Below are 25,713 nucleotides of genomic sequence, written 5' to 3' on the forward strand. Positions count from 1 at the left end.
TTATCCTTTTTTCTTAAATATTATACGCACTACTGTGATTAAAGCTAGAAAAGTTCCAAGTCCAAGAAATAGCCAGGCAAGATTTTCAAAACCTGATTTATTAGCCAAAAGGGCACCGGAAAGTAGAAATCCCAATGTCAATAAGGCTAAAACCAGATTATTTAATACTTTCTCAAAAACTTTAATTCGACCCGAAAAGTTAATAAAATCATGGTTCACCACAATTCGTCCGTTTAAAATTTGCTCCAAGAGCTGATGCAGACGACGTGGAATGTTCTTCCCATTGCGAATCAGATAAAAGAGTTCAATCAAGATACTCTCTTTATTCAGGGCCTGCTTAAGCATGTCAGGTCCCATATTTTCTAGGAAGTAATCCTTGGCCAGGGTCATAAGATCCATATTTGGCGCTAACTCTCGGAAAATCCCCTCAATTTGAAGCGAAGCCTTCTCCAAAATGGTAATTTGAGAGGAGGCTTTAAGATGATTTTTCTGGAAAATAGCCATCAAATCCTGCAGCAAATCTGTTATAGAGAGACTTCCCAAGTCAATACCAGAATAACGACCTAACATTTGCTCTACATCTTGACTTAGGACTGCACGATTAAGACCATTATCAAATTGTGTAACGGACAAGATGGCCTTGGTCATACCATCAACATCTTGTGCGGTAAAACTGTACAGGATGTCATTTAAGGACGCACGCATCCCCACTTCCAACTCACCCATAATCCCAAAGTCAATGAAATAAATCTTACCATCACGTACCAAGAGATTTCCAGGATGAGGATCACCATGAAAATAGCCGTCTTTGAAAACCTGCTTGATAAATGACAACATGAGTTTCTTGCCCACATCTTCCAGGTCATAGCCAGCCTCAATCAGTTGGCTGTAGTCATTAAGTGGAATCCCATCGATGTACTCTTCGACTATGAGGTGTGGCGTCGTAAAGGAATCATAGACCTCCGGGACACCTAGACAAGCAACAGCCCTGTTATTTGCCTTAAAACGCTTCATGGCCTCTGCTTCATTTCTGAAATCAAGTTCCTTAATTAGAGTTTCTCGCAGATTTTCCAAAACCTCCTGAACATCAACCATAGGTATAAAATGCTTTGGAATATGGCGTGCAAGCTTAATGAGAAGCTGAATATCTTCCTTAACGACCTCATCAATACCAGGTCTTTGGATTTTTACAATCACTTCCTGACCAGACAACAATCTAGCCCTATGGGTCTGAGCTACAGAACCAGAAGCCAAGGGCTCTTCCGAGAAATCAAGGAAACTGTCAGAAAGCCCACTGGGTAATTCTCTCTTAATGGCAGTCATGACTTCCTCTTTATTCAAGGGAGGAACTGAGCTCTGAAGTTTTGATAATTCTCTGATATAGGCCTCTGGCAAAAGGTCAGAGCGCGTGGATAGGATTTGACCAATTTTAACAAAACTAGGTCCCAGTTGCTCAAAGGCTTGGCGTAGCTTGACTGGCGTTGTCTGTTGGTCTTGAGGAAGGTGTTTTTCACGATAAGAAAGGAGACCAACTGACGAGAAAACCTTCAACACATGTCTCAATCGTTTACTTGCCATTTTAGTCTCCTTACATTTTATTTATTTTGACTGAGCAAAGCGTCAAGTTTTTCTTCAAGACGTTTCACATCATCCTTAGTCGCATACTCAACTGAAGATTTCTTAGCATCAAGTTTATTCAAAAATTCTTGAGCTTCTTCCTTACTTTGACGTTTGAGCTCTTGTTCTAGTTCCTTACCTTCTTCAACAGTCAGACGCCCCTTTTCAACCAACTCTTTGACAAAACTATCGGCCTTATCAACTGTCATAGCAGTCAAGCCAATACCAGCCAAGAGAACTTTTTTCAAATCATTCATTATCGTTACCTCCATCTAAGTAGGAAAAGCAAAGAAATAGACTAGCTACTTCTTCAGAAAATATAAGAACGTTTTCACACTTTTATTCTACCACTTTTTCAGAAAATGTGTTAATGAGCATAAATTACAATAAATAGTATTTTGATACTTGATAAATAGATATATTCGCTAAAATGCTTATTTATCAACGTTGTACTATAATACTAAATAAGTATCTCAAGCTTATGCTGAGATTCTTAATAAGTTTCTATTTGTAAAGGGCTGCACCATTACTTTCGATAACAGACTTATACCAAGCAAATGATTTTTTCTTATAACGAGCCAAGCTACCACTACCATCATCATTACGATCAACGTAGATGAAGCCATAACGCTTACTGAGTTCAGCCGTTGAAGCTGAGACCAAGTCAATTGGTCCCCAAGTCGTATAACCCCAAAGCTCCACACCATCTTGAAGAGCTTCACCGACTTGAATCAAGTGTTTTTGAAGGTAATCAATACGATAATCATCTTCAACTGTTGGACCATCTGGGCCATCAACGAGAACATCCTTGGCACCTAAACCATTTTCCACGATAAACAATGGCAACTGATATCGATCATAGAAGTCATTCAAAACTAGTCGAAGACCGATTGGATCAATAGCCCAACCCCATTCAGATTTTTCAAGGTAGGGATTTTCGACACCACCTAAGATGTTGCCTTTTCCAACCTTATAGTCTTGCGGATTGTGTGCTGTTGCCACAGACATATAATATGAGAATGAAATAAAATCAACGGTATTCTTTAAGATTTCTTCATCACCTGGAGCAAATTGTATTTCAATACCATTCTCTTTGAAATAGCGTTTAATATAGTTTGGATATTTCCCACGCGCATGGATATCTGAGAAGAGATAGTTTTGATTTTCAAACTCGTGAACAGCCAACTGATCCAAAGGATTAGCTGTCATTCCATAAGCTGGCATGGCAAGAACCATACAACCAATCTTAAAGTCAGGGTTGATTTCATGACCGATCTTGGTTGCTGAAGCCGAAGCGACTAACTCATGGTGAACTGCTTGGTAAAGATCCTGTTTAGAGAGCTCTTCCATCGGAGTTGCAATCCCACCTGACATGAACGGTGCGTGTAAAACAGAGTTCACTTCATTAAAGGTCAACCAATATTTGACCTTATCTTTATAACGTGTGAAGACGCTACGGACATAATTCTCATAAAAACCAATTAATTTACGATTAGTCCATCCATTGTACCGACGCGCCAAGTTGAGTGGTGTTTCATAATGGGACAAGGTTACAAGCGGTTCGATGCCATATTTGGCCAATTCATCAAAAACCTTATCGTAGAAGGCTAGACCTGCTTCATTTGGCTCGGCATCATCACCATTTGGAAAGATACGAGTCCATGCAATTGACATGCGGAAGACCCTAAAGCCCATCTCTGCAAAAAGTGCTATGTCTTCTTTATAACGGTGATAGAAATCTATACCTTCTAGTTTTAGATTATCTGGTGTTGGTTGGTCAGTAATCAAAGGATTCAAGGCCCCGGTTTCAAAGGGAACACCGCCTTTTGGAGTTACATCCTGTACGGACAAGCCTTTGCCATCTAGGTTGTAAGCACCCTCAAACTGGTTGGCAGCTGTTGCACCACCCCAGAGAAAATCTTTTGGAAATATATATGTCATCTTTATCTCCTTGAATTGTTCAATTTACTAATAGTATAACACTTAGAAAACGATTACACTTATACTATCTTATTGAAATCTGATACTATAACACGAAAAAAACAGACCGAAGTCTGTTTGAATTAGTCATTACTTTCAAGAGCATTTGCTGCTTTGGCTTCTTCTCGCCTAACAACATTATCTTTAACAATCTGATATAGGGTTGCGGCTACTGGTACAGAAACCAACATACCCAAGATACCACCCAAGGCAGAACCTATGGTGATTGCGAAGATAACCCAAATACCAGGAAGTCCGGTAGATCCACCGACCACATAAGGGTAGATGAGATTCCCTTCAAACTGCTGCAAAATAACCACGTAGGCAACAAACAAAAGCGCCAAGGTCACAGAGTGCGTCATAATCAAGATGGTACCAATCGTCACACCAATATAAGCCCCCACAACTGGAATCATTGCTGAAAAACCAATCAGGATAGAGATAGTCGCTGCGTAAGGGAAGTTAAAGATACGCATCCCAATATAACACAAGGTTCCCAAAATACAAGCCTCAATCGACTGATAGACGAAGAAATTACGGAATCGATTATTGAGAATAGCAACTACATAGTGGAAAGTCTTACCATAACGTCCTAAATAGACGTCTACCAAACGATTGACCTGATTCCCAAGTTTCTCCTTTCCAGCCAAGACATAGCAAGAAAAGACGATACTGATAAAGAGATTAATCAAGGTTGATGGCAGACTCGTTAAGGAAGTCAAGAAGCTGGTCAAACCATTCATGATTTGTTGAAGCAACTGAGCACTGTAGCTATTGATTAGCTCTCTAACCTGTGTCACACCACCAAAATCTTGAATAATTTTTTGCAAGGATTTGTTTTTAAGCAACCAATTAATCAAGTTATTAATAGCTGAGCGGTCTTGACTAATTAAGGTGTTGATACTGTCAATCAAATCAGGAAGGACAGTGAATACTACCCAAGTAAAGACCAAGCCAATGGTTCCCAATGCCGAGAGCAGAGCAATAGGTCGCTTGATTTTAGCGATAAAACCAAATGGAATAAACTTGACCAGCAGCTTCTCATAAAAAGACATCAGGATATTTACCACAAAGGCAATCCCTGCTCCAACCAGGAAGGGCTGACTGGCAACGTAAATGGTGTTACAAATTGAAACAACTGTTTCCCAGTAAGTATAGATCAAGAAACAGCTGAAAAAAAGGACAGCCAACCAAATGAACTGATTTTTTGAAAATTTCATAGACACTCCATAATTTAAAATACCCTTCCATTATACACTAAGAAAGGGTTTCTTACTATCTTTGATCATGAAAGCCACTAAAATTCCACCAACTCTTGATCCGTTAAAGGATCAATCAGTTTGACAAAGTGAAAGTTCAATCCATCGTAATCAAAGACTAAGATGGCGCAATTGCCTGGACAAGACTGAAAGGCACGCTCCGGCTCCACAGCATGAAGAAAAGTCATCAAGGCTCCTGCGTGACTGACAGCCAAAATAGATTGGTTAGGATGTTTATCCACTATCTCTCTTGCACCATTTACCACTCGTTCTACAAACTGATCTTGACTTTCCCCACCAAACTGAGCATAATGGTCACCGAAATGCCCCTGAATTTGAATTTTAGGATGAAGATACTCCGGTTGCCCCTCAAAGATACCGAAGTGCATCTCTTTAAGTTCCTTAACACGTTTATAATCAGTACGCCCAGTAGCCAATTCAAGCGTATCAGAAGCTCTTTCAGTAGTCGTGCAATAATACTGATCAAAAGTCAAACCATGTTTTTCAAAATAGGCACGCACCTGACGAGCTTGGTCCTGACCTTTTTCAGTCAAAGGGGAATCACACCAACCTTGAATTCGATTGAGTGTGTTAAAAAGTGTTTGTCCATGTCGCATTAAATAGAATCGTGTCACTCTTCACCTCCATAGATATACTCTTCTTCTACTGGATTATAAACTGAGACCAGTCCAAATTGACCTTGGTCATAAGTAAAGTGTAAAATACAACAATTTTTAAGACCACGAATATCTGGAACAGGATCTAAAACACGTCTACAGAATTGCAAAATAGATGGACCATGACTAACCAGCAAGGACTTAGAACCATCGACCACACTCTCCATGATGGCCCTAATCGTCAACTCCATACGATCCTGGACCTGGCTCGTACTCTCGCCACCAAATTGAACAAAGTAATCACCAAAGCCTTGTCCATCAGGTAAGGTTTTAGGAGTAAGATACTCTGGCTGCCCTTCAAAAGCACCAAAATCCTGTCCTTTAAGACCTTTAAGTCTTTCATAATCTGTTCGTCCTGTCACAATTTCTAGAGTATCGCTAGCTCTCTCAGAGGTTGACGTAAAGACATGATCAAAAATTGGCTCTTGCTTGGCTAGATACTGACCAGCCTTTTTAGCCTGTTCAATCCCGACTTCCGTCAAAGGGGCATCGCAGACCCCCTGAAGCCTATGCTGAACATTAAATCGTGTTTCTCCATGCCTCATTAAATAAAATTCTTTCATAATGTTACCTCTAAACCAGAAATCGGATCAATCACCTGAAGAAGCTCCAATTGACCTTGGTTATAATCATAAACACAAATATTACAATTCCCAAAACTCACTCCTTCAGGAAAGGCTAAGTCCATAGTAATGATTAATCCCCATAAAGCCGCCCCATGACTGACAAATAAAAGATTCTCATCACCCACTTTAGTATGTTCTTCTGCTTTCTCTACGACAGTCTTTAAAACCCTCTGCCCAACCTTGCGAATATCTTCGCCACCGTATGGGACCAATAGATCTTCAAAGGATCGTGAACCTGGACGATGTTTGGGTAGGAGATGCTCTGGTTGAGCTTCAAAGGACCCAAAATTCATTTCTTTAATTCCCTTGAGCTGGGTTACAGTGTACTCAGGCGCCACAATCTTTGCCGTGTCAGTTGCTCTCTCTTGCGTAGATGAATAGACAGCATCAAAGGAAATACCTTTCTTCGCAAAGTACTGCTTAGCTTGTTCTGCCTGACAGATTCCATTTTCAGTTAGGGGAGAGTCACACCATCCCTGAACACGCTTTTGTGTATTAAATAATGTCTCACCATGTCGCATTAAATATAATTTCATTACTTTACCACCCTTTTTTAATATAAACCTAAATAATCTTCTAAGATAGTCAAGACACCTTGATCCTTATGATGCGGTGCTACTTGGTCTGCCACTTGCAAAAGAGCAGGGCTGGCATTTTCCATCGCATAAGAATGACTAGCCATACGCAGGAGCTCAATATCATTGTCACCATCACCAAAAGCCATAACATTTGCCTCATTCAAGTCCCAATGGTTAAGAAGCTGCTTAAGCCCCCAAGCCTTGTGCATGCCTTTTTGAATGAAGTCAATAGCACCAAAACCGCTTGGAACAGCGACAAGATTACCATCAAAATCACGATTAAAGGCTTGCGAAACCTGATTAGCCTCTTCAGGACTCAGCAACATGGTGATCTTTATGAAATCATCATCTAAATCCTCCAACCTATTCAAACGGTGAATGGATGCTTCCATAGCGGCTTGCTCTTCTTCTGTTATCATCTCTTTACCAAAATGTAGTTTCGTTCCTGATAGCATGTAAGCAGATTTAGACCCATTAAATATAGTCGGTTTATCTAACAAATCATAATTAAAATAGCTTAGCAAGTTTTCAACATCTTTTGATGCCATAAACTCCTGACACAGAAGCTTGCCATAGCTAATCACCTGACCACCATTTTCGGCTACAAAATGCAGGCGGTCAAAAGTCTCCGCAAACATCGGTTTAAGGCGACTCATACTATTACCTGATGCAACAACAAAGTGCATATCACGCGCAGCCATGGCATCCAAAATCTGACTAAAACGCTCCTTATCATAGCTCCCTTTATCGTCTAAAAATGTTCCATCCATATCTGATGCAATCACCTTAATGGTCATAAAGCACCTCCTTGACTAACTTATCCCTATTATAACCCTTTTGGAAAACGCTTACCAGTACCATACTAGGAAAAACTGATACTATTCTTGGATATTTAATGGTCTTAGGATTGTTTTGTAAGCCTAGATTGTTTATAATTATAGTATGAAATTGAAGAATATTTTAAGAATACTATTTTCTCTTCTAATGATAGGTGCCATAGTTGGTGGACTGCTCTACCTCACCATCTATTTCAACAATCGAGATATTAAGAAGCTTTCCATGCCATCAAATAAGGATGGATTGAACTTTACCATAAAGAATAAAGAGCTCTTAGATCAATCTGTCTTACTTGAAAAAGGCAATATTAAAAATGTAGACATGCAGATTCTCTCCTTCAAGAAGGACGGAAAGTATGTCCTACAAAAAGGAAGAACCGAAGATAATAATCCTGAACTCACAGAGCAAAGTATTAAGTACGAAGCTAAGCGACGAGAAGCTCTTGCTCTTATTAACTCTGGTTTTTGGTCTTACGAAGGGCTAGATCGTCCTTTCGCTCAAAAGGAAATCGAATTGGGCAAAACAGGCCTTCTATATGGAGATGATCAAAATAATATCACTGCCGGAACCTATCCAAATATCGACACAGCTAAAATGTTTACCCACATGGGAAGCAACGGTTGGGATACAGGTGCCTTTGGTATTCTCATTAAAGATAAAAAAGTAGATAAAACCTGGGAAAAAGGTGATCCTGACCAACCAAATGCTCGTTCCATTTACGTAGAGACCTATGATGGTATTATCCGTATTATCCAAACCTATGGCCACAACTCCCTCAATAAGGGCTTGAATCACGAAGACGTCTATAAGCTTTTAAAAAATATAGGCTACTCGAATATTCGTCTTGCCTTCCTACTAGATGGTGGTGGAACGACTCGTATGTACACGCGATCTGATAATGGTAAGGAAAAGGTTGCTGGTGCCTTTGTCGACAATAGAACCTATATTGAGTACCTCTACCTCACCAAGCGTGATACTAATGCTGCTGATCCAAATATATGGCGTGATCCAGAGCTCGTAAAAGCAGGTAAATCCAAGTCAATCACTTATGACGACTATATTGAAGCAATCTATTCAAATGGAAAAGTTCCAGGAACCCAATACCAGTTTGAAGTCTCCAAATAATGCAAAAAATCCTCACTAAAATGAGGATTTTTTATCTTATTTTAAATTGTTCAATGCAGTAAGTAGGTAGTGACCATCACGAATACCTTTACCGACACGCTTGGTATTTTCAACCAAATCTTGGTAATCAGTATCTGAAAGATTGTCAATTGCCGCCTTCAATTCATGAAGTGACTCAACTGCAATTCCACAGCCGTTCTCAAGCACAAAATGAGATAAAGCTGACTGTTTCCAAACGACAAGCGGGAATCCTGAGGCCAAGTAAAGTGACGCCTTGTGAGAGTTATTATAGCGAAGGTACTCGCCGAAAACACCACTACATGTCTCAGCACTGTCGCCATCCCAGACAAGCCCAAAACCACCCTCAAGGGCTGCAGGAAGCTCATCAGGTAGGAAGGAACCAAAGTAGTTCTCATTCTCAAGAGCTCTGCTTTCGTCGAAGCCGACACCATAAAGGTTATAAGCAGGTTCTGCAGGAAGAGAGTAAAGATAACCAGCTTTTTCTTGTGCCAAGTTACCAGCTACAATAATTGGCTGATTCTTTGTAAGACCCGTCTTCTCTTGGAAATTTGGAATCAAATAGTCAAAAATACCAAGACTGACAATCTTATCTTCTGCAACCCCTTTATCCACTAAAACAGATTTCATAATTGAATTGTGGGCGATGATGCCATCAGCTGCACCAAGAAGACCTGATTCTTGAATCTGAATACGAATCTTATGCTTTAAAGGGAAATTTTCAACATTGACATAACGAAGAGCTTCTAAATCGTGGATAATAAAATTAACTTTTACCCCTTTTTTCTGCGCTTTCTTGACATGATGTGTTGTAAAAAAGCTATGGTGAAGCATCGGGAATTGAATAAGCAATTCATCTCCTTGTTGCAATTGATCCAAAGCCTGACCAAAAGCCTTTGATTTATGAAGCTGTGCTTTAACAGTGCTCATCTCGTACCAATTGTCAACTGAAAGAACCAAGGCTTGATAGCCCTCTCTCTTTACAATTTCTTCAACGTCATTACGAGCCTTATTTCCTGCATTTTTAACATTGTTATCGTGTAAAAATTCTTCTTTTAAATAGTATTTCATCTCTTATTTCTCATTTTTCAAAAGCTGATTTTTCAGGATAGCGTTCTTTCAAGATTTCCTTAAAACGAATGATATACTCTTCTTTAAAGTCAACTTCATCATTCACACAAAGCAATTTTTTATGTTTATCTTTAAAGATACTCTCTAACCTATCTATTTGATGTAAATTTATCGTTTCACCAAAATTCTTTGATATAGGATAAAACTGATTACTTTCAATATGCCAATACTGACAGATGTATTGATTAACGTCTACTTCGTAGTTTCTAATTTTATTTCGTGACGTTCTATCTAAGGTTTCACCCTCAATTTTCCATAAATTCGCCAAGGTGCTTTTTTTCATTGGTGTAGCTAAATGGTTGTTCACATAGCCAGTTGGCCCCCATGGCAAAAGTAGCAAGTTTTTCAAAACTAAATATCCATAGCGATAATTAAAAAATTTCCAAGGCGAGGTCTTTAGGGCCTTCTTATTAGGAAAATGACGATAAATTAACTCAACATTTTTGTAATAAGTATTTGTATATGATGACCAAGGAACCAAAGCATCATATACCGCAAATAGCTTAGGTTGCCCATTCTTATAAAAATCCGATGGTTGACTATCTCTAATCAAGTACACATCATCATTGAAATAGAGATAGTTTTCCGACAAGCCTTCAATACGATGGAGATTAAGCTCAATGGCCGCAGAATTATAGGTAGGCAAGTACTCTTTAGGCATAAATTCCTTATGAGTAATCCATCTAAGTTTTGGATGATCCAAGTTCAACCATTCCGGTTTTTGACCATTGGTGACTAAGTAAACATTATTTACCCAAGGAGCATGCTTTTCAATCATTCGAAACCAGTAATTAAAAATTCCAAATTCACGGTATCTTAAATCTCCATCAACTAATTCATTAGAAACTGAGATTTGGCCTGTTACTTCTTGTTTCTCACGGATAAACTCTGGATCGCTACCATCAACCCAGAGAACAACGATATCAATCTTTTCTTGTGTCATCTAGTAAATTCTTTCTCAACGACTTCCAAGGCACGCTCAATAACCACGTGCATGTCGTAGTATTTATAGTCTGCAAGACGTCCACAGAAGATAACCTTGTCATTTTTCTCAGCTTCTTCTTGGTACTTAGCAAACATGGCATTGTTCTTTTCATCATTGATTGGGTAGTATGGTTCATCTCCACGTTTCCAATCAGCTGGGTATTCACGTGTGATAACTGTCTTAGGTTGTGTACCATACTCGAAGTGCTTATGCTCAATGATACGAGTATAAGGAATCTCACGCTCTGTGTAGTTGACCACGGCATTTCCTTGATGATTTTCTTCATCCAAGACTTCGTGTTCAAAACGAAGACTGCGATACTCCAACTCACCATGTTTATAATCAAAGTACTGGTCAATCATTCCTGTAAAGACAACTTTATCAGCTGAGCTTTCCAGCTCTTCACGATTGGCAAAGAAGTCAACCCCAAGTTCTACTTCTACATCACCAAGCATATTTTCAATGATGACATTGTAACCACCGATTGGAATCCCTTGGTAACGGTCATTAAAGTAGTTATTATCAAAAGTCAAACGAACCGGAAGACGTTTGATGATAAATGGTGGAAGGTCTGTTGCAGAACGTCCCCATTGTTTTTCAGTGTATCCTTTGATCAACTTTTCGTAGATATCTGGACCAATCAACTTGATCGCTTGTTCTTCCAAGTTTTTAGGCTCAACATCTTTCATATCAGCCGTTTGCTCAGCAATCTTGTCCTTAACTTCTTGAGGAGTCTTAGTGCCCCACATAGCATAAAATGTATTCATGTTAAATGGAAGGTTGTAAAGACTGCCCTTGTAGTTAGCAATTGGTGAGTTGATATAGTTATTAAACTCACCAAATTGGTTGACATAATCCCAAACTTTTTTATTTGAGGTATGGAAAATGTGAGCACCATACTTGTGAACGTTGATACCTTCAACATCTTCACAGTAGATATTGCCACCGATGTGATCACGCTTGTCAATCACTTTTACTTTTTTGCCACGTTTTGTAGCTTCATGTGCGAAGATTGCTCCAGACAAACCAGCACCAACGATAAGATAATCGTACATATTTTTCTCCTTAGTTTTTCATTAACTGTTGCTTCAAGTCTTTCATATCAACGACACGTAAGACAATAATCAAGACGATATAAATGATAGCACCGACAAGAGCATCTACTGCTACATTTAGCATTGGTTTCAATTGAACAAACATCTTAAAGACAAAGAGTCCAAGGTACATGACAACTGATGCTAAGATAATTTTTGACATGGCTGGAAGGATTGACACATCTTTGATGAATCTCCTTGAAAAATTCAATTGAATAACCCATACCAAAGCCTCTGTTAAAACTGATACAATTGAGGCCCCGACAAAGCCAAATGGAGGAATTAACAAGAGATTAAGTCCAACACTGACAACAGCCGGAATAGTCGTAGAGAGCATAAACTCACGATGTTTATTGTGTGGAATCAAAATCTGGATTCCCATAATATTCGTCCAACCGATAAAGAACATCCTAAAGACCATAATAGCAATGGCAAGATAAGCCTCTTGGAAATCTTTCCCTAGGAAGAAACTCACAAAGTCCTTATTAACAATCAAGAGACCTGCTATTATCGGGAAAATCACAAGATTATAAATCAAGAAAGACAACTCATGCATCTTGTTAACGGCCTTATGATTTCCGCTAGATAAAAGACCAGATACCCTAGGAAGCATTACACTACCTAAAGACGTCACTAGTGTTAAGAGGATATTGATAATCTTCAATGCCTGGTCATAAATACCGACGTCATTGGTAGATGACAAGGCACCCAACATCGTACGATCCAAAGTCACGTATAGTGAAATGGCAACCTGAGGGAGAAATAGCAAAATAACAGGTTTAAGATGTTTCTTAGCATAGGATAAATCAAATTGTGGTTCTCCAATGTAAGGTCTCGCTGGTAACCACATACTTAATTGCCCAAGCAATTCAAAGAAGGTCAATAGGAAAACATAGAGATACAAATCACCAGGTGTTTTCACAAAAAGGAAGATAGAAATAACTCCTAAAACCTTTACCGTTGTATTCCTTGCGGTAATACGACGAAAATCCTCCAAACCTTGGAATAACCAAGAAATATCCATTCCTTTCGATATCAAGCTTAATCCTAAGATATAAGCCACCATATTTTGCATACCAGGAAAGAACAAACATAATGATGTATACAAGACAAGAGACAAAATAGTCGCAATCAATTGGAGGGTATAAATACCCCAGAAATTTTTACGAATATCCTTTCGATGTCCTGAAATCTCCTTAGTACCATAGTTAGCAACACCTAAAGTTGCCAAAAGAATAAAGTAGGTCACAATCGAATTAAAGTAACCATAAGTACCTAAATCCTTTGAACTAAAAATCCTAGTAACATAAGGTGTCGTAATGATTGGTAAAACAATTACCAGTAATTGATAGGAAAGATTGTAGGCGTAATTTTTTAAAACTTTCATTCTACTCTCCCATTTTTACTTGCAATTCCTAGTGTCGTAGATGCAAATAAAATGTAGAAAAAGATGTTGTACGATGGTCTAATCCAAAATGCTTCAATCATACAATTCCATGTAATCAAAGATAGTAAAGTTAAAATCAAGTAATTTCCTTGTCGATAGATAACCCAAGATCTTACTAAATATAATATAACCAGAAGAATTACTGCAACACTTCCATAATAGAACAACATCTGAATATATGAGGAATCTACATAGTTATAACTTAAGACTGATTCCGTCTTACCACCGTAACCGATAAATTTTACCTCTGGGTTACCAAACAAACGTACAGCATAAGTTTTTAAGGCATCGTTTCCTAGTCTCAACCGCATACTAACCAAATTATTAGCGGCAACATAGAATGGACTTGACCATGTAAAGTTTTTCGTTAAGTAATACATAATCCCAGATGACGCTAAAATTGATACTGGAAGTATGCCAAAAATCATACGATGTTTATTTTTATTGAAATAAAAGAAAGCAAATATAAGGATTGAAATTACAATAGACATTGCATTCAAACGAGCATCACAAAACTTAATAATAAATGCTGCAAGACCTAATCCTAAAATTGAACGGGTAATAAGGAAACGATTTCTATTTAGATAACATAAAGCAACATATAAATAAAAACAATGTGATGCAAAATCCGTTGGATAAATGAAGCCAAATGAGTTTCTGGTCACAACACCTGTATTTCTCATTTGTATGAACTGCAAGTTTGGAATAACATGAACTAATGATAATAGTACAGTTCCTAATATAAAGGGAATCACTACTGCACTATAGACTTTTAAAATAAAATCCATGTCCATATCATATAAAGAAACAAGCAAAATCATATAAGCAAGGAAACTATAATTCTTCATTTGTAAAGCAACAAGAAAGCCTACAATTAGAAGTAAAGGTGCAAAAATCAAGTAGTTTATAGAAAATTTCTTAATGTCTTTAAAACGAATTAACAAACATAAAGAAACAAGTACAGATATAGAACTCGGTATAGTTGGAACCAATCTACCTAACATAGTTGTACCTAACATATCTACAGCTACTATAAATGCTAATACAAAACCAACTAATAATTTTTCTGCTTCAATACGAAACATTTTAACTCCTTTTAATTAACGCCTGAACCTTTTTAAGAAACAGAACAGTACGGTACATTTTATGTTTTAGTAAATATTTTATGAAAGGTTTCAAATCGTTTTCTTCTGTATAAATAAATGATTTGATGACTTTATTTTCACAAATATCCTTTACATATTTTAACTTTATACTGACTTGAGTATTTTGTTTGGAGATATTATAAATATTACTCATTAAGATTCGTGACTTAATTGTTTTATCAAAACCTGAACTATTCAAATTCCAGTCAGAAAGTAGATCATCAACCATCTTCAATTCTTGAAGCTGATACTGAAGACGCTTGGGTTTATAGCCCGACATAGCAGAACCTTTTCTACCAATGACATAAACATAGTAGGAATCTTGAGAAAGATAAATCTTGTTGACTTCACGATAAACATCAAGATTAAAGCGGACATCTTCACCTAACTCATACTGCTCAAAAGAGAGGTTATTTTCAAGAAGAAATTCTCTGCGATATATCTTATTCCAAACTGTGTAAAGCATATCCGATAGGAATAGTTCTTTAAATATCTTGATAAAACCATCCTTGTCGTAATTCCCTTTAAATGGAAGTGACTTTTCAGTACGCTGCTTCTCAGTTAAATCTTCCTCAAAAGAATTGTAATAACTAAAAACAGCCAAATCCATATCTAACACTAGCTTATCAGCAAAATCAGCAAAGAGATTACCAACAAGATAATCATCACTATCAACGAAGTAGATAAACTCTCCCCTGGCTTTGGACAAGCCAAAATTACGTGCCGAACCAACACCGTGGTTCTCAATATGATAGACTGAGATATTTGAGTACTCGTTAGCATAAGTATCGCAAATACTGCCACTACTATCCGTAGACCCATTGTCTACCACTATAATTTCCAAGTCATCATAGTTCTGAGAAATAATACTTTTTAAACAACGGTCAATATATTTCTCAACATTATAAACTGGAATAATAACAGAATATTTCAAAATAGACTCCTAAATCATATCAGAAAATGTTTTGAATACTGAAAGCCAGTTTTAATACTTTAAGTCTAAACAGTATATATTTTAACTTATTTGGTTGATTTTTCATTTGAGAAAGAGAAACACTATTCTTAAGTAACTCTTGTTTCACTTGATTAGTAATGTCTATATATTTTTTATCTAATTCAGATTTATATAAACTTGCCAACATATGAGTCAAGCCATTCACATAATATAGCTGTGAAGTTTGTAATTCTTCTTGATTTAATTGTGAACGAACAAAATCAGAATAGAAAATATCTTTATAAAATTCAAACATATCACTAAACTTCTGCTCATTCCAAGACTGTGTAATGGAATCAGGATTATCAATTAAATAGTGATAATACTTTTGATTGGTAGCAAAGACATTCTCAGCTGAAAGAAAAAGCTTGTAATTCGTTCCCAAGTCTTCATAATATTTTCCTTTTGGAAAAGAAATATTATTATCAATAAATAGAGACTTTTTATAAACTTTGTCGTTGGCAAAACCTGTGATATAACTATGCTTGAGCACTTGGACAAAAGCATCTTTACCTTCAAACACTTGAGTTACTAATGGATCTGAAACTATAGGATCTTCTTCACCCTTCACAAACTCACGGTTAAAAGAAACGATATCAAACTCTTGGGATTCCAACACCTCTGCTAATTCTTTAAATGTTTGTGGTTCAAGCCAGTCATCAGAATCAGGGAAATAAACATAATCACCCTTAGCATGTGAAATACCAGTATTGCGAGCTTCAGAAAGCCCTCCATTTTTTTTATGAATCACTGAGATAAAGTCATAAACTTTAGCATAATCATCACAGATTTGAGGAGAGCTATCAGTACTTCCGTCATCTACAAGTAAAATATCATAATTATGCCACCCTTGGACAAGTACGCTTTCTACGCAACGTTTTAAATACTTTTCGACATTATAAACTGGAATGACAACAGTTAAAAGTGGTTTCATGGATTCTTCACCTAAATTTTTATTTTATGTTAAATCTTCCCCACCCTTATTCAACCAGGTAACAGCATTAAAATAGCGGTGGTAAGTTTTCAAATCAATCCCAACATGCCCTTGCTTCTCTGCTGATTTAAAATGAACCAAGGAAGGTAGCTCACTATAATTCTTCGAAGAGAAAATCACCTTACTCTTGTATGGAAGTTCTTCAAACTCTTTCATCAGCTCGTAAGTACAGGCATCATTATCATTGAACTTGAAATACAAATTATCCCAATGTATTCTTTCTAAACGACGATTCCATTTTTGAGTTGCTTCTTCTTCATCAGCATAATGCAGGAAATGAAGTTCAATATCATCAAGAAGTGCTAGAGGATAGGCATTATCAAAGTCTTTGATGTATTTCGATTCCTTAACAAATGTCAAAGGAATATTACCACTCAAATAGTGTTTTAAATTCTTTAGCATCTTGATGTAATCAGGAGAAAAGACAAACATCCCTACAAATGGAGTTTGATAAGGTAAGCCCAATTCCTGATAGACTTTTCCAGCCCAACAATTATCACAAATGATCGTAAAATTTTTATTCTTAAGTCTTCGTCTAGGAATAAAATTAATAATTGGATAAACGATTGGTTTTAATTTATTTTTTAGTGTTTCACTGTTCATATTAGTACTTCTTAGTACTTCTTATATAGTTCTGAGAAATTACGAATATAACTTTGTAATGAAAAGAGTTCTTTTTGGCGTTTGACAGAGGCCTTGCCAAATTGCTCTCTCTTCTCAGTGTTATCAGCCAATTCTTGGATGGCCTTAGACAATTCTGCAGGCTGATTTGGTGTGGCAAGAAGACCGTTTTCACCTTCCTTAACCATTTCACAGACACCACCATGACGGTAGCCAACTACAGGTTTGCCACAAGCCATTGATTCGAGAACTACGGTTGGTAGGGGATCTGGATTGGTACTTGGCAAGACAAAGATATCAAACATATTATAGAGCTCTGTTGTCTTACTATAATAATCGATACGCTTGATTTGTCCAGCTACTGGTGAGTCTGATATTGCCTTTTCCAACTCATCAACACGCCACTCTTCACCTTCAAAAGCACTCCCTGCCAGAAAGGCTACTGCTTTTGGATTAGCCTTTAAGATTGGAGTCACTGCTTCCAAGAAATCGCCTTGACCTTTCCAAGCATTCACTCGACCAACCATTCCGATAACCAAAGCATCCTGTGCGATACCAAACTGGTCTCGAACTGCGCTGGCATCCATTTCATGATAGACGGCATTGTCAACACCATTATAGATGACCTGAACTTGGTCATTTTTTACAAAGCGAGACTGCTTCACGTGGTTGGCCACAGCATTTGAAACTGTCACAATCGTATCAGCATAACGTCCCATCAAAAAGTTGATGAAATCAGAGATTGCTTTTGGTTTGACGATAATCTCGTGAACATGCCAAATTAAAGGAAGTTTCAACTTACGTTTGAGATAAATTCCCTCAAGTACCGCAGTCGTATTATTGTGAATAAGAGTAATGCCATTTTCCTTAGCATATTTAGCAATTTGCTTTGAATAACGATTATAAGAGCCAAAATACTCAAGAATTCCCTTAGGATTAAAATACTTCCGGCGCAAGATTGGATAATCGATAACTTTTACCTTAGCACCAACCTCTTCCAATGCACCCACTAAGACGCCATCGTTGGGCAAGATGACATGAGCCTCAAAGGCTTCTTTATCCAATCCTTTAATAAGCTCCAACAAAACCTTATCAGCACCATACATTTCGGCACCAGCGTGAAGATATAAAATTTTCTGCATTTCTATCCTTTAAATACTTTCTCGTAGTCTGTAACAATTTTTTCCCAAGTAAAGGCTTCTTCGATACGTTTACTTGATTTTTGATTGAGGTCTGCGATAGCTTGTTCATCCAATTGTTCAGCTTGATTAATGACACTTGCCAATTGGTCTTTTTTCCAATAGAGAGCACCATCTTCACCGACTTCACGGTTAAAGCCAACATCCAACAAGAGATTGAGCTTAGTTGACTCAAGCGCCTCAAGAAGTGATGGATTGGTTCCACCTACCTCATGACCATGGAAATAAGCAAAGGCATTCTCACGAATGTACTTGAGCAATTCTTGGTCATAAACAGTTCCGACAAACTTCACACGAGGATCCTTGTCAAAACCAGTTTCCTGGCGCAACTTGTCGTAAAATTTGTTTTCTTCAACATTGGTAATGAGAACAAAATCCTTATCGGAGCTAGATGCCATAAAACCACGAATCATAGCCTCATAGTTATTTTCAGGCACAAAACGTCCTACAACAAGATAATAATTGTTTTCAATAACTCCCTTTTCGAAGTACCATGTGCGTACCTTATCATCAACCTTAGTCAATCGAGATTTAGTTGTATCTGTTCCATAGGCAATATAGGTTGTTTGAGGACGATACTTCGCATAATCATTTTGAATATAAGATTCAATGTTTTTACTATCACAAATCAAGAGATCTGCATGTTTAACCATGAGTTGCTCTGAAATTTTCCAATACTTACGAACAGGAAGACTCCACTTTGCACGAAGCCATTCATGACCATCCGGGTTAACCATAAGGGTACCACCTATAGCCTTGATTTTCTTTTTAATACCTGAGATAAATGGACCAATTCGGCAGGCCAAAACATAGAAGATTGGTGCTTGATCATTATTTTCCTTAGCAATCTCAATGGCCTTATTAAGAGCTGCGATGTCATAAGCGATGGCACGTGCGGGCCCGATATTTGGGACGTCAATATTGTAGCATTTAGCACCGTTATGTTCGAAAGTATCTGCTGTAATTCCTGATTTAGCAGAATTTTCACGCATACAAGCTACATAATATTGGATATCTTTGTCTTGTTGGAACTCTGTCAACTTCTCAACAAAGGTCTCAAATCCACCATATTTTGCTGGAATTCCCTTAGAACCAACGATATAAACTGTTTTTGTCATTTAATCACCATTAAAAGAAATGGAGAAAGCCATCACTTTGCTCCATCCTTCATTACTACTACTTTAATTGTTTTCAATAATATTTTGATATCGCGCCAGATTGTCCATCCGTCCATATAAGCAACGTCTAGTTTTACAACTTCATCAAAATCAGTAATTTCACTTCGACCGCTTACTTGCCAAAGACCAGTAATACCTGGTTTAAAGCTGAGGCGACGTTTTTGTTCAGGTGTATAAGATTCGTACTCATCCAATGTTGGTGGACGTGTTCCTACCAAGCTCATATCACCTTTTAGAACATTCCAAAATTGTGGAAGTTCATCAAGACTCGTTTTACGAATGAAATGTCCAATTTTGGTAATACGTGGATCATTGTCCATCTTAAACATACCACCAGACATTTGATTCTGTGCCATCAAATTCTTCTTAATTTCTTCCGCATCAACACGCATAGAACGGAATTTATAAAACTTGAAGATACGTCCATTTTCTCCAACACGATCTTGAGCAAAAATAGCTGGTCCTCCATCTTTACGAATAAGAGGATAAAGGAAGATTCCAACAATCCCACAGAGCACCAAACCAACTAGGGCTCCACAGATATCGAGGAAACGTTTCGCCATGATATCTCCATAGCTATAAAAATGCGTTGAAAACGTAACAACTTTGAAAGGACCCAATTGTTGGATACGTTTTTCACCCTGACTCATAAATTCAAGGGCATTCAAATTAATAGAAACTGGAATTCCCATGAGCTCAAAAGGTGATGCATAATCCCAAATCTTATACTGCTCACTTGGCAGATTAATCAAAACTTGGTCTACTACTGAGTGTGTCGCATATTCAATCAAATTTTCAGGTTTAACACTCTTGATAAATGGATCCGTGAAATAAGGATTATCCAAGACACAAACTGCTGTAATCCTACCATCCATATTGTCTTTCATACGAGACAAAACATTTTCAAGACGTGCCTGATCAGAAATCAAGAGAATATTCTTGTTACTTTTACGACGGGTATAAATAGATGAGCGGAAATACTTAAGAACTGTATTTGTAAAGTATAAGAGAACACCTGAAATTAGGGTGACGTAAAGAAGTCCGCGACGTGAGATTGAAAAACTTCCATCTGCAAAAAATGAGAGGAAAGTTGCAATTAGAGCAAATATGAAACAATATTTGACAGTTGCAATGAGTTCATCCAAGTAGCCTCTATACTTAAGATTTTCATAATAACTACTAATATAGTAAGACACTACATGTACGACACCTAAAAGGACAATGCTTCCTTGGGTAATCTCTGTATATGGTATTTTACTAGCTACCATGGCTGCGAAAACAACCACAACCAACTGTATAATACCAATTTCAATGCGACGAATTTCTTGTTTTTCTTTCACTCTAAACCCCTTTTTAATCTGTTAAGGTATAAGGAGCCGCATCATCCCCATTAATGCTATCCTTTTCTACGACGATGTGCTCTTGAATGACCTTCTTTTTGGTCTGATTTTTTCCCGTACTCACCATATGATCCGTAAGAACCATATGATCCATATTTATCAACTGTCATGTCAACTTTATTAAGGACGACACCTAAGAACTGAGAACCACTTTGTTCCAATTGTTCAACAGCCTTAGTTACGAAGCGACGTTTGATTTTCCCAGCTGCTGTAACCAAAAGACTAGCGTCAGCCTGATGGGCAATAATAACAGCATCAATGACCAAACCAATTGGTGGCGTATCAATTATGACATAATCATAACGACTACGAGCAACTTCCATCAAATGTCTAAAATTGTCATTTTGCAAAAGACTTGTTGGATTAGGTGGTACAGGACCAGATGCAATGACATCCAAACCTGAAATATCAGTTTGACAAATCGTTTCATTTAAATCAGCATTTCCAGAAAGGAAATTTGAAAGGCCTTTATAAGGCTCATTTGATTTAAATGTACCTGACAAAACAGAGTTACGAGTATCTGCATCAATGAGAAGTGTTCGGAGCCCGACACTAGCAAATGAAATCGCCAAGTTAACAGATGTCGTTGATTTTCCTTCACCAGCTTCAACAGAGCTAACCGCAATCACTTTCATCTGAGCACCAGAAAATTGAATATTTGTGCGAATGGCATTGTAATACTCTTCTGTTTGTTTGGCAAAGTTTTCTTTAGATTTTACTAACTTTAATAGAGGCATTTCTTCTCCTTAAATTTTATCTGTATCAGGGACAATTCCAAGAAGTGTCATTCCAAGGGCATCTTCCACATCTTCTGGACGGCGAATACGATCATCTAGGATTTCACGTACCAATACACCAACCACTGCAAGGAATCCTCCAAGCACTGCTCCAAGAAGCACATTACGTTTGATATTTGGTGAAGATGGTGACTCTGGCAATTTAGCTTCTTCAAGTGTTGTGACATCTTCAACTTTTGTCACGTTCTTGATTTTTTCTGAAGCAACTTCACGAACCTTATTGGCAAGTGTTTGCGCATCTTGACCAGTTTTAGCATTAACAGAAATTGAAATAAGACGAGTATCAGTAGGAATATTAACTGAAATCATTTTAGCAAGTTCTGCTTCTGTCATATTCAATTTTTCATCTTTGATAACTTCTGACAAAACATCGTTTGATGTAATAATTTCTTTGTAGTCTTTTGTCAAAAATGTACCGGCCTGCAAGTCTTGAGCAGAAAGGTTTTTGCCATCATTAGCTTGATTAACCACATAAATACGTGTAGACGATGTATATGTTGGCTGAATGAGGAAGTAAGTTCCCAAGAAGGCAAAGACAGCGACATAAAAGGCTGTAAATAAAATAAATACTTTTTTAGTCCAAAGTTTTTGCAATAGTGCAAGTACATCGATTTCAACACGCTTCGTGTTTTCCTGAGTCATAGTTTCTCCTATATATATTGATTTTCAAGTAGTGTTTGTGGATTTTCGATAAAAAGGTTACGAGCACGTCTCGTTCCGTAAGTCTTTTCGATAATAGCGTAAGCATCTTTCATAAATGGTGGTCTTGGACCAAGATTATGCATGTCACTAGCAACCATATGAACCAAATTTTTCTCCAAGAAATAACGAACACGTTTTTTTCTTACTTTATCTTTATCTCCAAAGAGCTTTGGTTTTAGAACATGAGAGCTATTAACTTGAGTATAGCACCCCATGTTGATGATTTCTCGAACACGGTCAGCATTTTCTTCGAGTGCATCATAGCGCTCAATATGAGCAACAATAGGCGTTACCCCCGCTCGCAAAACATTACTAAGCCCACTATGAATTTCTTTCCAAGATGTGCGAGCACTAAACTCAATCAAAGCAAATTGAGTGTTGTGCATACGCGGAATAAGATTCTTTTCAAGTTTCTCCACAATGTCTGAGGTGTAATAAAGTTCACCACCATAGTAAATAGTTAAGTCTGGATAAAGTGCTTCTGCTTCTGCTTTTACCTTAGAAAAGTTGGCAAAAATTTTATCCTCTGGAGTCTCAAACATCCCCTTACGACGGTGAGATGTTGAAACAATCTTACGTACCCCTTGGGCGTAGCTTTCACCAATAAGGTCTAAACTTTCTTCTAAAGTTTTAGGACCATCATCAACATCAAAAACAATATGTGAGTGAACGTCAATCACTTATTTTTCCTCCATCAGATTTTTGATAGCTTGAGAGGCACTTGCCACACTCGAATCATCTAGTTTCATCATATAAAGACTAGAATTTGGCATAGCATAAGAGGTCAATTGACCAGTAGAACCAGTACCAGTTACTGCTTGAGACGTTACTGTAAATTTAGAGCCTGAATCAAGTTGTGTATTAGCCAAAGCATTAATGGTATCCAAAGACATATTTGTCTGAACAGAGTCTTGGAGATTATTAACGATTGAAGTAAAGTTTGATACAGATTTTAGAGAAGCCAACTTGTTTACAATCGCAGAAATAACTTTCTCCTGGTTTTTACCACGGTCATTATCTCCGCCATCTAAACTATAGCGTTCACGAACAAATCCAAGTGCTTGCTCTGAATTCATTTGTATATCACCAACTGGGAAATCAAACTTCCCATGAAGACTTGTGAAAGCTTGATCATTATGGACTGTCACACCACCAAGTTGGTCAATCAACTTAAGGAAAGATGTGAAGTTAATTCGTGCATAGTAATCAATCTTAATACCATAAAGATTTTCCAGAGTTTGTTCAGATGTTTCAACGCCATAAATACCTGCGTGGGTTAATTTATCATACTGGTCTGCCCCACCACCAGGAATCTTAACGTATGCATCACGTGGAGTAGTCGTCAAGAGAATCTTATGTGTATTCATGTTTACTGTCATAATGATATTGACATCTGAACGTGACACTGTTGAAATCGAACCGTAGGTATCAATACCACTAATATAAATATTGAAGACTTTTGAATCTACTTGTTTTGCAGAGTTGCTATTCTTCTTTTTTATTTTATAAGTATAAATTGTTTTTAGATTTGAAGCATAATTACTATCGACAGACTCTAATAGGCTAGCATAAGAGCCACTCAAGACCATAGCTTTAGATTTGCCAGACTTAAGATTCTCATAAGCTTCTTGATATGAGGCAACATCATCAACTTTAACATCAACTTTTTTATCTTTTTTGAGAGCTGACATCAAGGTCTCGATATTGTTCTTATCAACCTTAGTAGGTGCCTGTACGCTAGTAAGCTGGCTCACATCTTTGATGTCACTTTCCTTAGGAACCACGATGCTCATTTCTACTTCAGAAAATGCTGCCGTCTGATTCATACGGTTAGTGATGTCAATCATTTGTTTAAAACCAAAAATACCAACCAGAGAAACTAGTGAGAAGATAACCAGTACAACCGTTGTCACTAGTGGTGATTTCTTAGACTTCTGAAGGAAGATGCTAATAGCAAGAACTACCAACAAACCAATGGTGATAATGATGTTCAAAAACCTAAAGGATAGGAAATTATAATTGAACATGGTGAATAATAAGACCAATGCTAAAATAGCATACAGAATGGTCAACCCAACGTTGACCATCCCCCACGATCTATTACTCGTACGTTTTTGCTTACGATTCGTACGCGAACTCATATAAATTGCTCCTATAAATTAAAATTAGACATTTCCCATTATCATTATAACATTACTATAACTTCATTTCAATTGTCATTCTTTTTAAAAAAGAAGAAACCGTTTTTCATTATGATATCAAGCATTTAATTTCTATCATTTTTCATTGTTTCGTAAGTTGTTTTTTCACATTTTTAGCGGTTGTTTTTTAAATTGTCGGATATTTACTTATTCCTTAAAAGCATCTTTCTTCCGAATATTTTTATTTTTTTATAGTAGTTTGAAAAATTTTAACCTATTGTCACTTCGAACAGATATTAGCTACAACACAAAAGGACGACCAAATGGCGTCCTTTTACAAACTAGTCTGCAATTAGTGTTTCAAGACCAACTTTCATCATGTCAGTGAAAGTATTTTGACGTTCCTCAGCTGTTGTGTCCTCATCTGGATTAACCAAACTATCAGAAATAGTCATGATGGCAAGAGCATCTACTTGGTGTTGAGCCGCAAGGTAGTAAAGTGCTGCTGCTTCCATTTCTACAGCTTTCACACCCCATTTACCAAGCTCGATGTTCTTTTCACCATAGTTCGAATAGAAGACGTCAGAAGACAAGACATTACCAACATGTGTAGTCATACCAAGCTCTTTAGCAATGTGGTAAGCCTTATCTAAGAGATTGAAACTTGCAATTTGTGGGAAATCGTATTGTGGCCAATCGTTACGAATAATGTTAGAGTTTGTCGCTGCCGCTTGCGCTAGAACTAACTCACGAACGTGAACATCCTCATTCAATGAACCAGCAGTTCCCACACGGATCAATTTTTTAACCCCGTAGTCAACAATAAGCTCACGAGCATAGATAGAGATAGATGGCATCCCCATTCCAGTTCCCATTACTGAGACACGTTCACCTTTGTATGTTCCTGTGTAACCAAACATATTACGAACTTCATTGAAACATACAGCGTCTTCGAGGAAATTCTCGGCAATGAATTTCGCACGTAAAGGATCTCCAGGTAGGAGAATTTTATCAGCAATTTCACCTTGCTTAGCAGAAATATGGATAGACATAATATAAGATACCAAGGGCGTTAAAGAGGCAAAGTAAAAATAGGAAATCCGACAAAGATGCTTCGCATCTAGGAGGATTTATCTTTTTTACACAGCCTCTAGCCCGGGTTCAGTTT

At 37.5% G+C, this 25,713-nt stretch carries 25 protein-coding genes; 1 reads left to right on the forward strand and 24 read right to left on the reverse strand.

The window, feature by feature from the left end; translation table 11 throughout:
• From H7U01_RS07130 to H7U01_RS07165, 8 genes are all read right to left on the reverse strand, one after another.
• Nucleotides 1-1,578, reverse strand: coding sequence for an ABC1 kinase family protein (locus H7U01_RS07130; protein ID WP_201041349.1), 1,578 nt, complete (start codon nucleotides 1,576-1,578; stop codon nucleotides 1-3).
• 17 nt (nucleotides 1,579-1,595) lie between these two features.
• Entirely contained in the window at nucleotides 1,596-1,874 is a 279-nt protein-coding gene (locus H7U01_RS07135) for a phasin family protein (RefSeq protein ID WP_004182567.1), read from the reverse strand.
• A 247-nt stretch (nucleotides 1,875-2,121) separates the two neighbouring features.
• The gene (locus tag H7U01_RS07140; RefSeq protein WP_201041350.1) at nucleotides 2,122-3,558 is read right to left on the reverse strand and encodes a glycoside hydrolase family 1 protein; all 1,437 of its coding nucleotides are present in this window, start codon (nucleotides 3,556-3,558) and stop codon (nucleotides 2,122-2,124) included.
• A 122-nt stretch (nucleotides 3,559-3,680) separates the two neighbouring features.
• Complete coding sequence (locus H7U01_RS07145; RefSeq protein ID WP_201041351.1) at nucleotides 3,681-4,817, reverse strand: AI-2E family transporter; 1,137 nt, start codon at nucleotides 4,815-4,817, stop codon at nucleotides 3,681-3,683.
• 77 nt (nucleotides 4,818-4,894) lie between these two features.
• Nucleotides 4,895-5,491: a histidine phosphatase family protein gene (locus H7U01_RS07150; RefSeq protein WP_201041352.1), complete on the reverse strand. Its 597-nt coding sequence runs from the start codon at nucleotides 5,489-5,491 to the stop codon at nucleotides 4,895-4,897.
• Nucleotides 5,488-6,096 carry a histidine phosphatase family protein gene (locus H7U01_RS07155; RefSeq protein WP_201041353.1) on the reverse strand — a complete coding sequence of 203 codons (609 nt, stop codon included), beginning with the start codon at nucleotides 6,094-6,096 and terminating at the stop codon, nucleotides 5,488-5,490. The genes H7U01_RS07150 and H7U01_RS07155 overlap by 4 nt, the downstream gene beginning before the upstream one ends.
• The gene (locus tag H7U01_RS07160) at nucleotides 6,093-6,695 is read right to left on the reverse strand and encodes a histidine phosphatase family protein (protein ID WP_201041354.1); all 603 of its coding nucleotides are present in this window, start codon (nucleotides 6,693-6,695) and stop codon (nucleotides 6,093-6,095) included. The genes H7U01_RS07155 and H7U01_RS07160 overlap by 4 nt, the downstream gene beginning before the upstream one ends.
• A gap of 17 nt (nucleotides 6,696-6,712) precedes the next feature.
• Entirely contained in the window at nucleotides 6,713-7,534 is an 822-nt protein-coding gene (locus tag H7U01_RS07165; RefSeq protein ID WP_201041355.1) for a Cof-type HAD-IIB family hydrolase, read from the reverse strand.
• 145 nt (nucleotides 7,535-7,679) lie between these two features.
• Between H7U01_RS07165 and H7U01_RS07170 the strand changes: the two genes are divergently transcribed.
• A complete protein-coding gene (locus H7U01_RS07170; protein ID WP_175063693.1) occupies nucleotides 7,680-8,699 on the forward strand; it encodes a phosphodiester glycosidase family protein in 1,020 nt (339 codons plus the stop codon).
• Between the two features lie 36 nt (nucleotides 8,700-8,735).
• On the opposite strand, the gene H7U01_RS07175 is transcribed toward H7U01_RS07170, so the two are convergent.
• The 16 genes from H7U01_RS07175 to deoD all read right to left on the reverse strand — a co-directional run bounded on the left by H7U01_RS07175 (nucleotide 8,736) and on the right by deoD (nucleotide 25,597).
• Entirely contained in the window at nucleotides 8,736-9,788 is a 1,053-nt protein-coding gene (locus tag H7U01_RS07175; RefSeq protein ID WP_201041356.1) for a sugar transferase, read from the reverse strand.
• Nucleotides 9,789-9,798: 10 nt separating this feature from the next.
• On the reverse strand, nucleotides 9,799-10,791 hold the full coding sequence (locus H7U01_RS07180; RefSeq protein WP_201041357.1) for a stealth family protein: 993 nt from the start codon (nucleotides 10,789-10,791) through the stop codon (nucleotides 9,799-9,801).
• Nucleotides 10,788-11,888, reverse strand: coding sequence for a UDP-galactopyranose mutase (glf, locus tag H7U01_RS07185; RefSeq protein ID WP_198463922.1), 1,101 nt, complete (start codon nucleotides 11,886-11,888; stop codon nucleotides 10,788-10,790). Before glf ends, H7U01_RS07180 begins: the two co-directional genes overlap by 4 nt.
• 10 nt (nucleotides 11,889-11,898) lie before the next feature.
• Complete coding sequence (locus tag H7U01_RS07190) at nucleotides 11,899-13,314, reverse strand: flippase (protein ID WP_201041358.1); 1,416 nt, start codon at nucleotides 13,312-13,314, stop codon at nucleotides 11,899-11,901.
• Nucleotides 13,311-14,459 carry a polysaccharide polymerase gene (locus H7U01_RS07195; RefSeq protein WP_080612042.1) on the reverse strand — a complete coding sequence of 383 codons (1,149 nt, stop codon included), beginning with the start codon at nucleotides 14,457-14,459 and terminating at the stop codon, nucleotides 13,311-13,313. Before H7U01_RS07195 ends, H7U01_RS07190 begins: the two co-directional genes overlap by 4 nt.
• 1 nt (nucleotide 14,460) lies before the next feature.
• A complete protein-coding gene (locus H7U01_RS07200) occupies nucleotides 14,461-15,453 on the reverse strand; it encodes a glycosyltransferase family 2 protein (RefSeq protein ID WP_201041359.1) in 993 nt (330 codons plus the stop codon).
• Nucleotides 15,454-15,472: 19 nt separating this feature from the next.
• Nucleotides 15,473-16,447 carry a glycosyltransferase gene (locus H7U01_RS07205; RefSeq protein ID WP_201041360.1) on the reverse strand — a complete coding sequence of 325 codons (975 nt, stop codon included), beginning with the start codon at nucleotides 16,445-16,447 and terminating at the stop codon, nucleotides 15,473-15,475.
• Nucleotides 16,448-16,471: 24 nt separating this feature from the next.
• Nucleotides 16,472-17,110 (reverse strand): DUF1919 domain-containing protein, encoded by a 639-nt coding sequence (locus H7U01_RS07210; protein WP_201041361.1) that lies wholly within the window; start codon nucleotides 17,108-17,110, stop codon nucleotides 16,472-16,474.
• A gap of 11 nt (nucleotides 17,111-17,121) precedes the next feature.
• The gene (locus H7U01_RS07215) at nucleotides 17,122-18,270 is read right to left on the reverse strand and encodes a glycosyltransferase family 4 protein (protein ID WP_073950425.1); all 1,149 of its coding nucleotides are present in this window, start codon (nucleotides 18,268-18,270) and stop codon (nucleotides 17,122-17,124) included.
• Nucleotides 18,271-18,272: 2 nt separating this feature from the next.
• A complete protein-coding gene (gene cps2T, locus H7U01_RS07220) occupies nucleotides 18,273-19,445 on the reverse strand; it encodes a beta 1-4 rhamnosyltransferase Cps2T (RefSeq protein ID WP_070577188.1) in 1,173 nt (390 codons plus the stop codon).
• Between the two features lie 32 nt (nucleotides 19,446-19,477).
• Nucleotides 19,478-20,845 (reverse strand): sugar transferase, encoded by a 1,368-nt coding sequence (locus H7U01_RS07225; protein WP_070577187.1) that lies wholly within the window; start codon nucleotides 20,843-20,845, stop codon nucleotides 19,478-19,480.
• Nucleotides 20,846-20,901: 56 nt separating this feature from the next.
• Nucleotides 20,902-21,642 (reverse strand): tyrosine-protein kinase, encoded by a 741-nt coding sequence (locus H7U01_RS07230; protein WP_002890888.1) that lies wholly within the window; start codon nucleotides 21,640-21,642, stop codon nucleotides 20,902-20,904.
• Between the two features lie 9 nt (nucleotides 21,643-21,651).
• Nucleotides 21,652-22,344 carry a capsular polysaccharide biosynthesis protein gene (locus tag H7U01_RS07235; protein ID WP_048790943.1) on the reverse strand — a complete coding sequence of 231 codons (693 nt, stop codon included), beginning with the start codon at nucleotides 22,342-22,344 and terminating at the stop codon, nucleotides 21,652-21,654.
• An 8-nt stretch (nucleotides 22,345-22,352) separates the two neighbouring features.
• Nucleotides 22,353-23,084 carry a capsular polysaccharide biosynthesis protein Cps4B gene (gene cps4B / locus H7U01_RS07240; protein WP_048790944.1) on the reverse strand — a complete coding sequence of 244 codons (732 nt, stop codon included), beginning with the start codon at nucleotides 23,082-23,084 and terminating at the stop codon, nucleotides 22,353-22,355.
• Nucleotides 23,085-24,545 (reverse strand): LCP family protein, encoded by a 1,461-nt coding sequence (locus H7U01_RS07245; RefSeq protein ID WP_201041362.1) that lies wholly within the window; start codon nucleotides 24,543-24,545, stop codon nucleotides 23,085-23,087.
• Nucleotides 24,546-24,886: 341 nt separating this feature from the next.
• Complete coding sequence (deoD, locus tag H7U01_RS07250) at nucleotides 24,887-25,597, reverse strand: purine-nucleoside phosphorylase (protein WP_073950431.1); 711 nt, start codon at nucleotides 25,595-25,597, stop codon at nucleotides 24,887-24,889.
• Nucleotides 25,598-25,713: the final 116 nt, after the last annotated feature.

The organism is Streptococcus sp. 21.1 (genome assembly GCF_016648635.1).
Taxonomy (GTDB): Bacteria; Bacillota; Bacilli; order Lactobacillales; family Streptococcaceae; genus Streptococcus.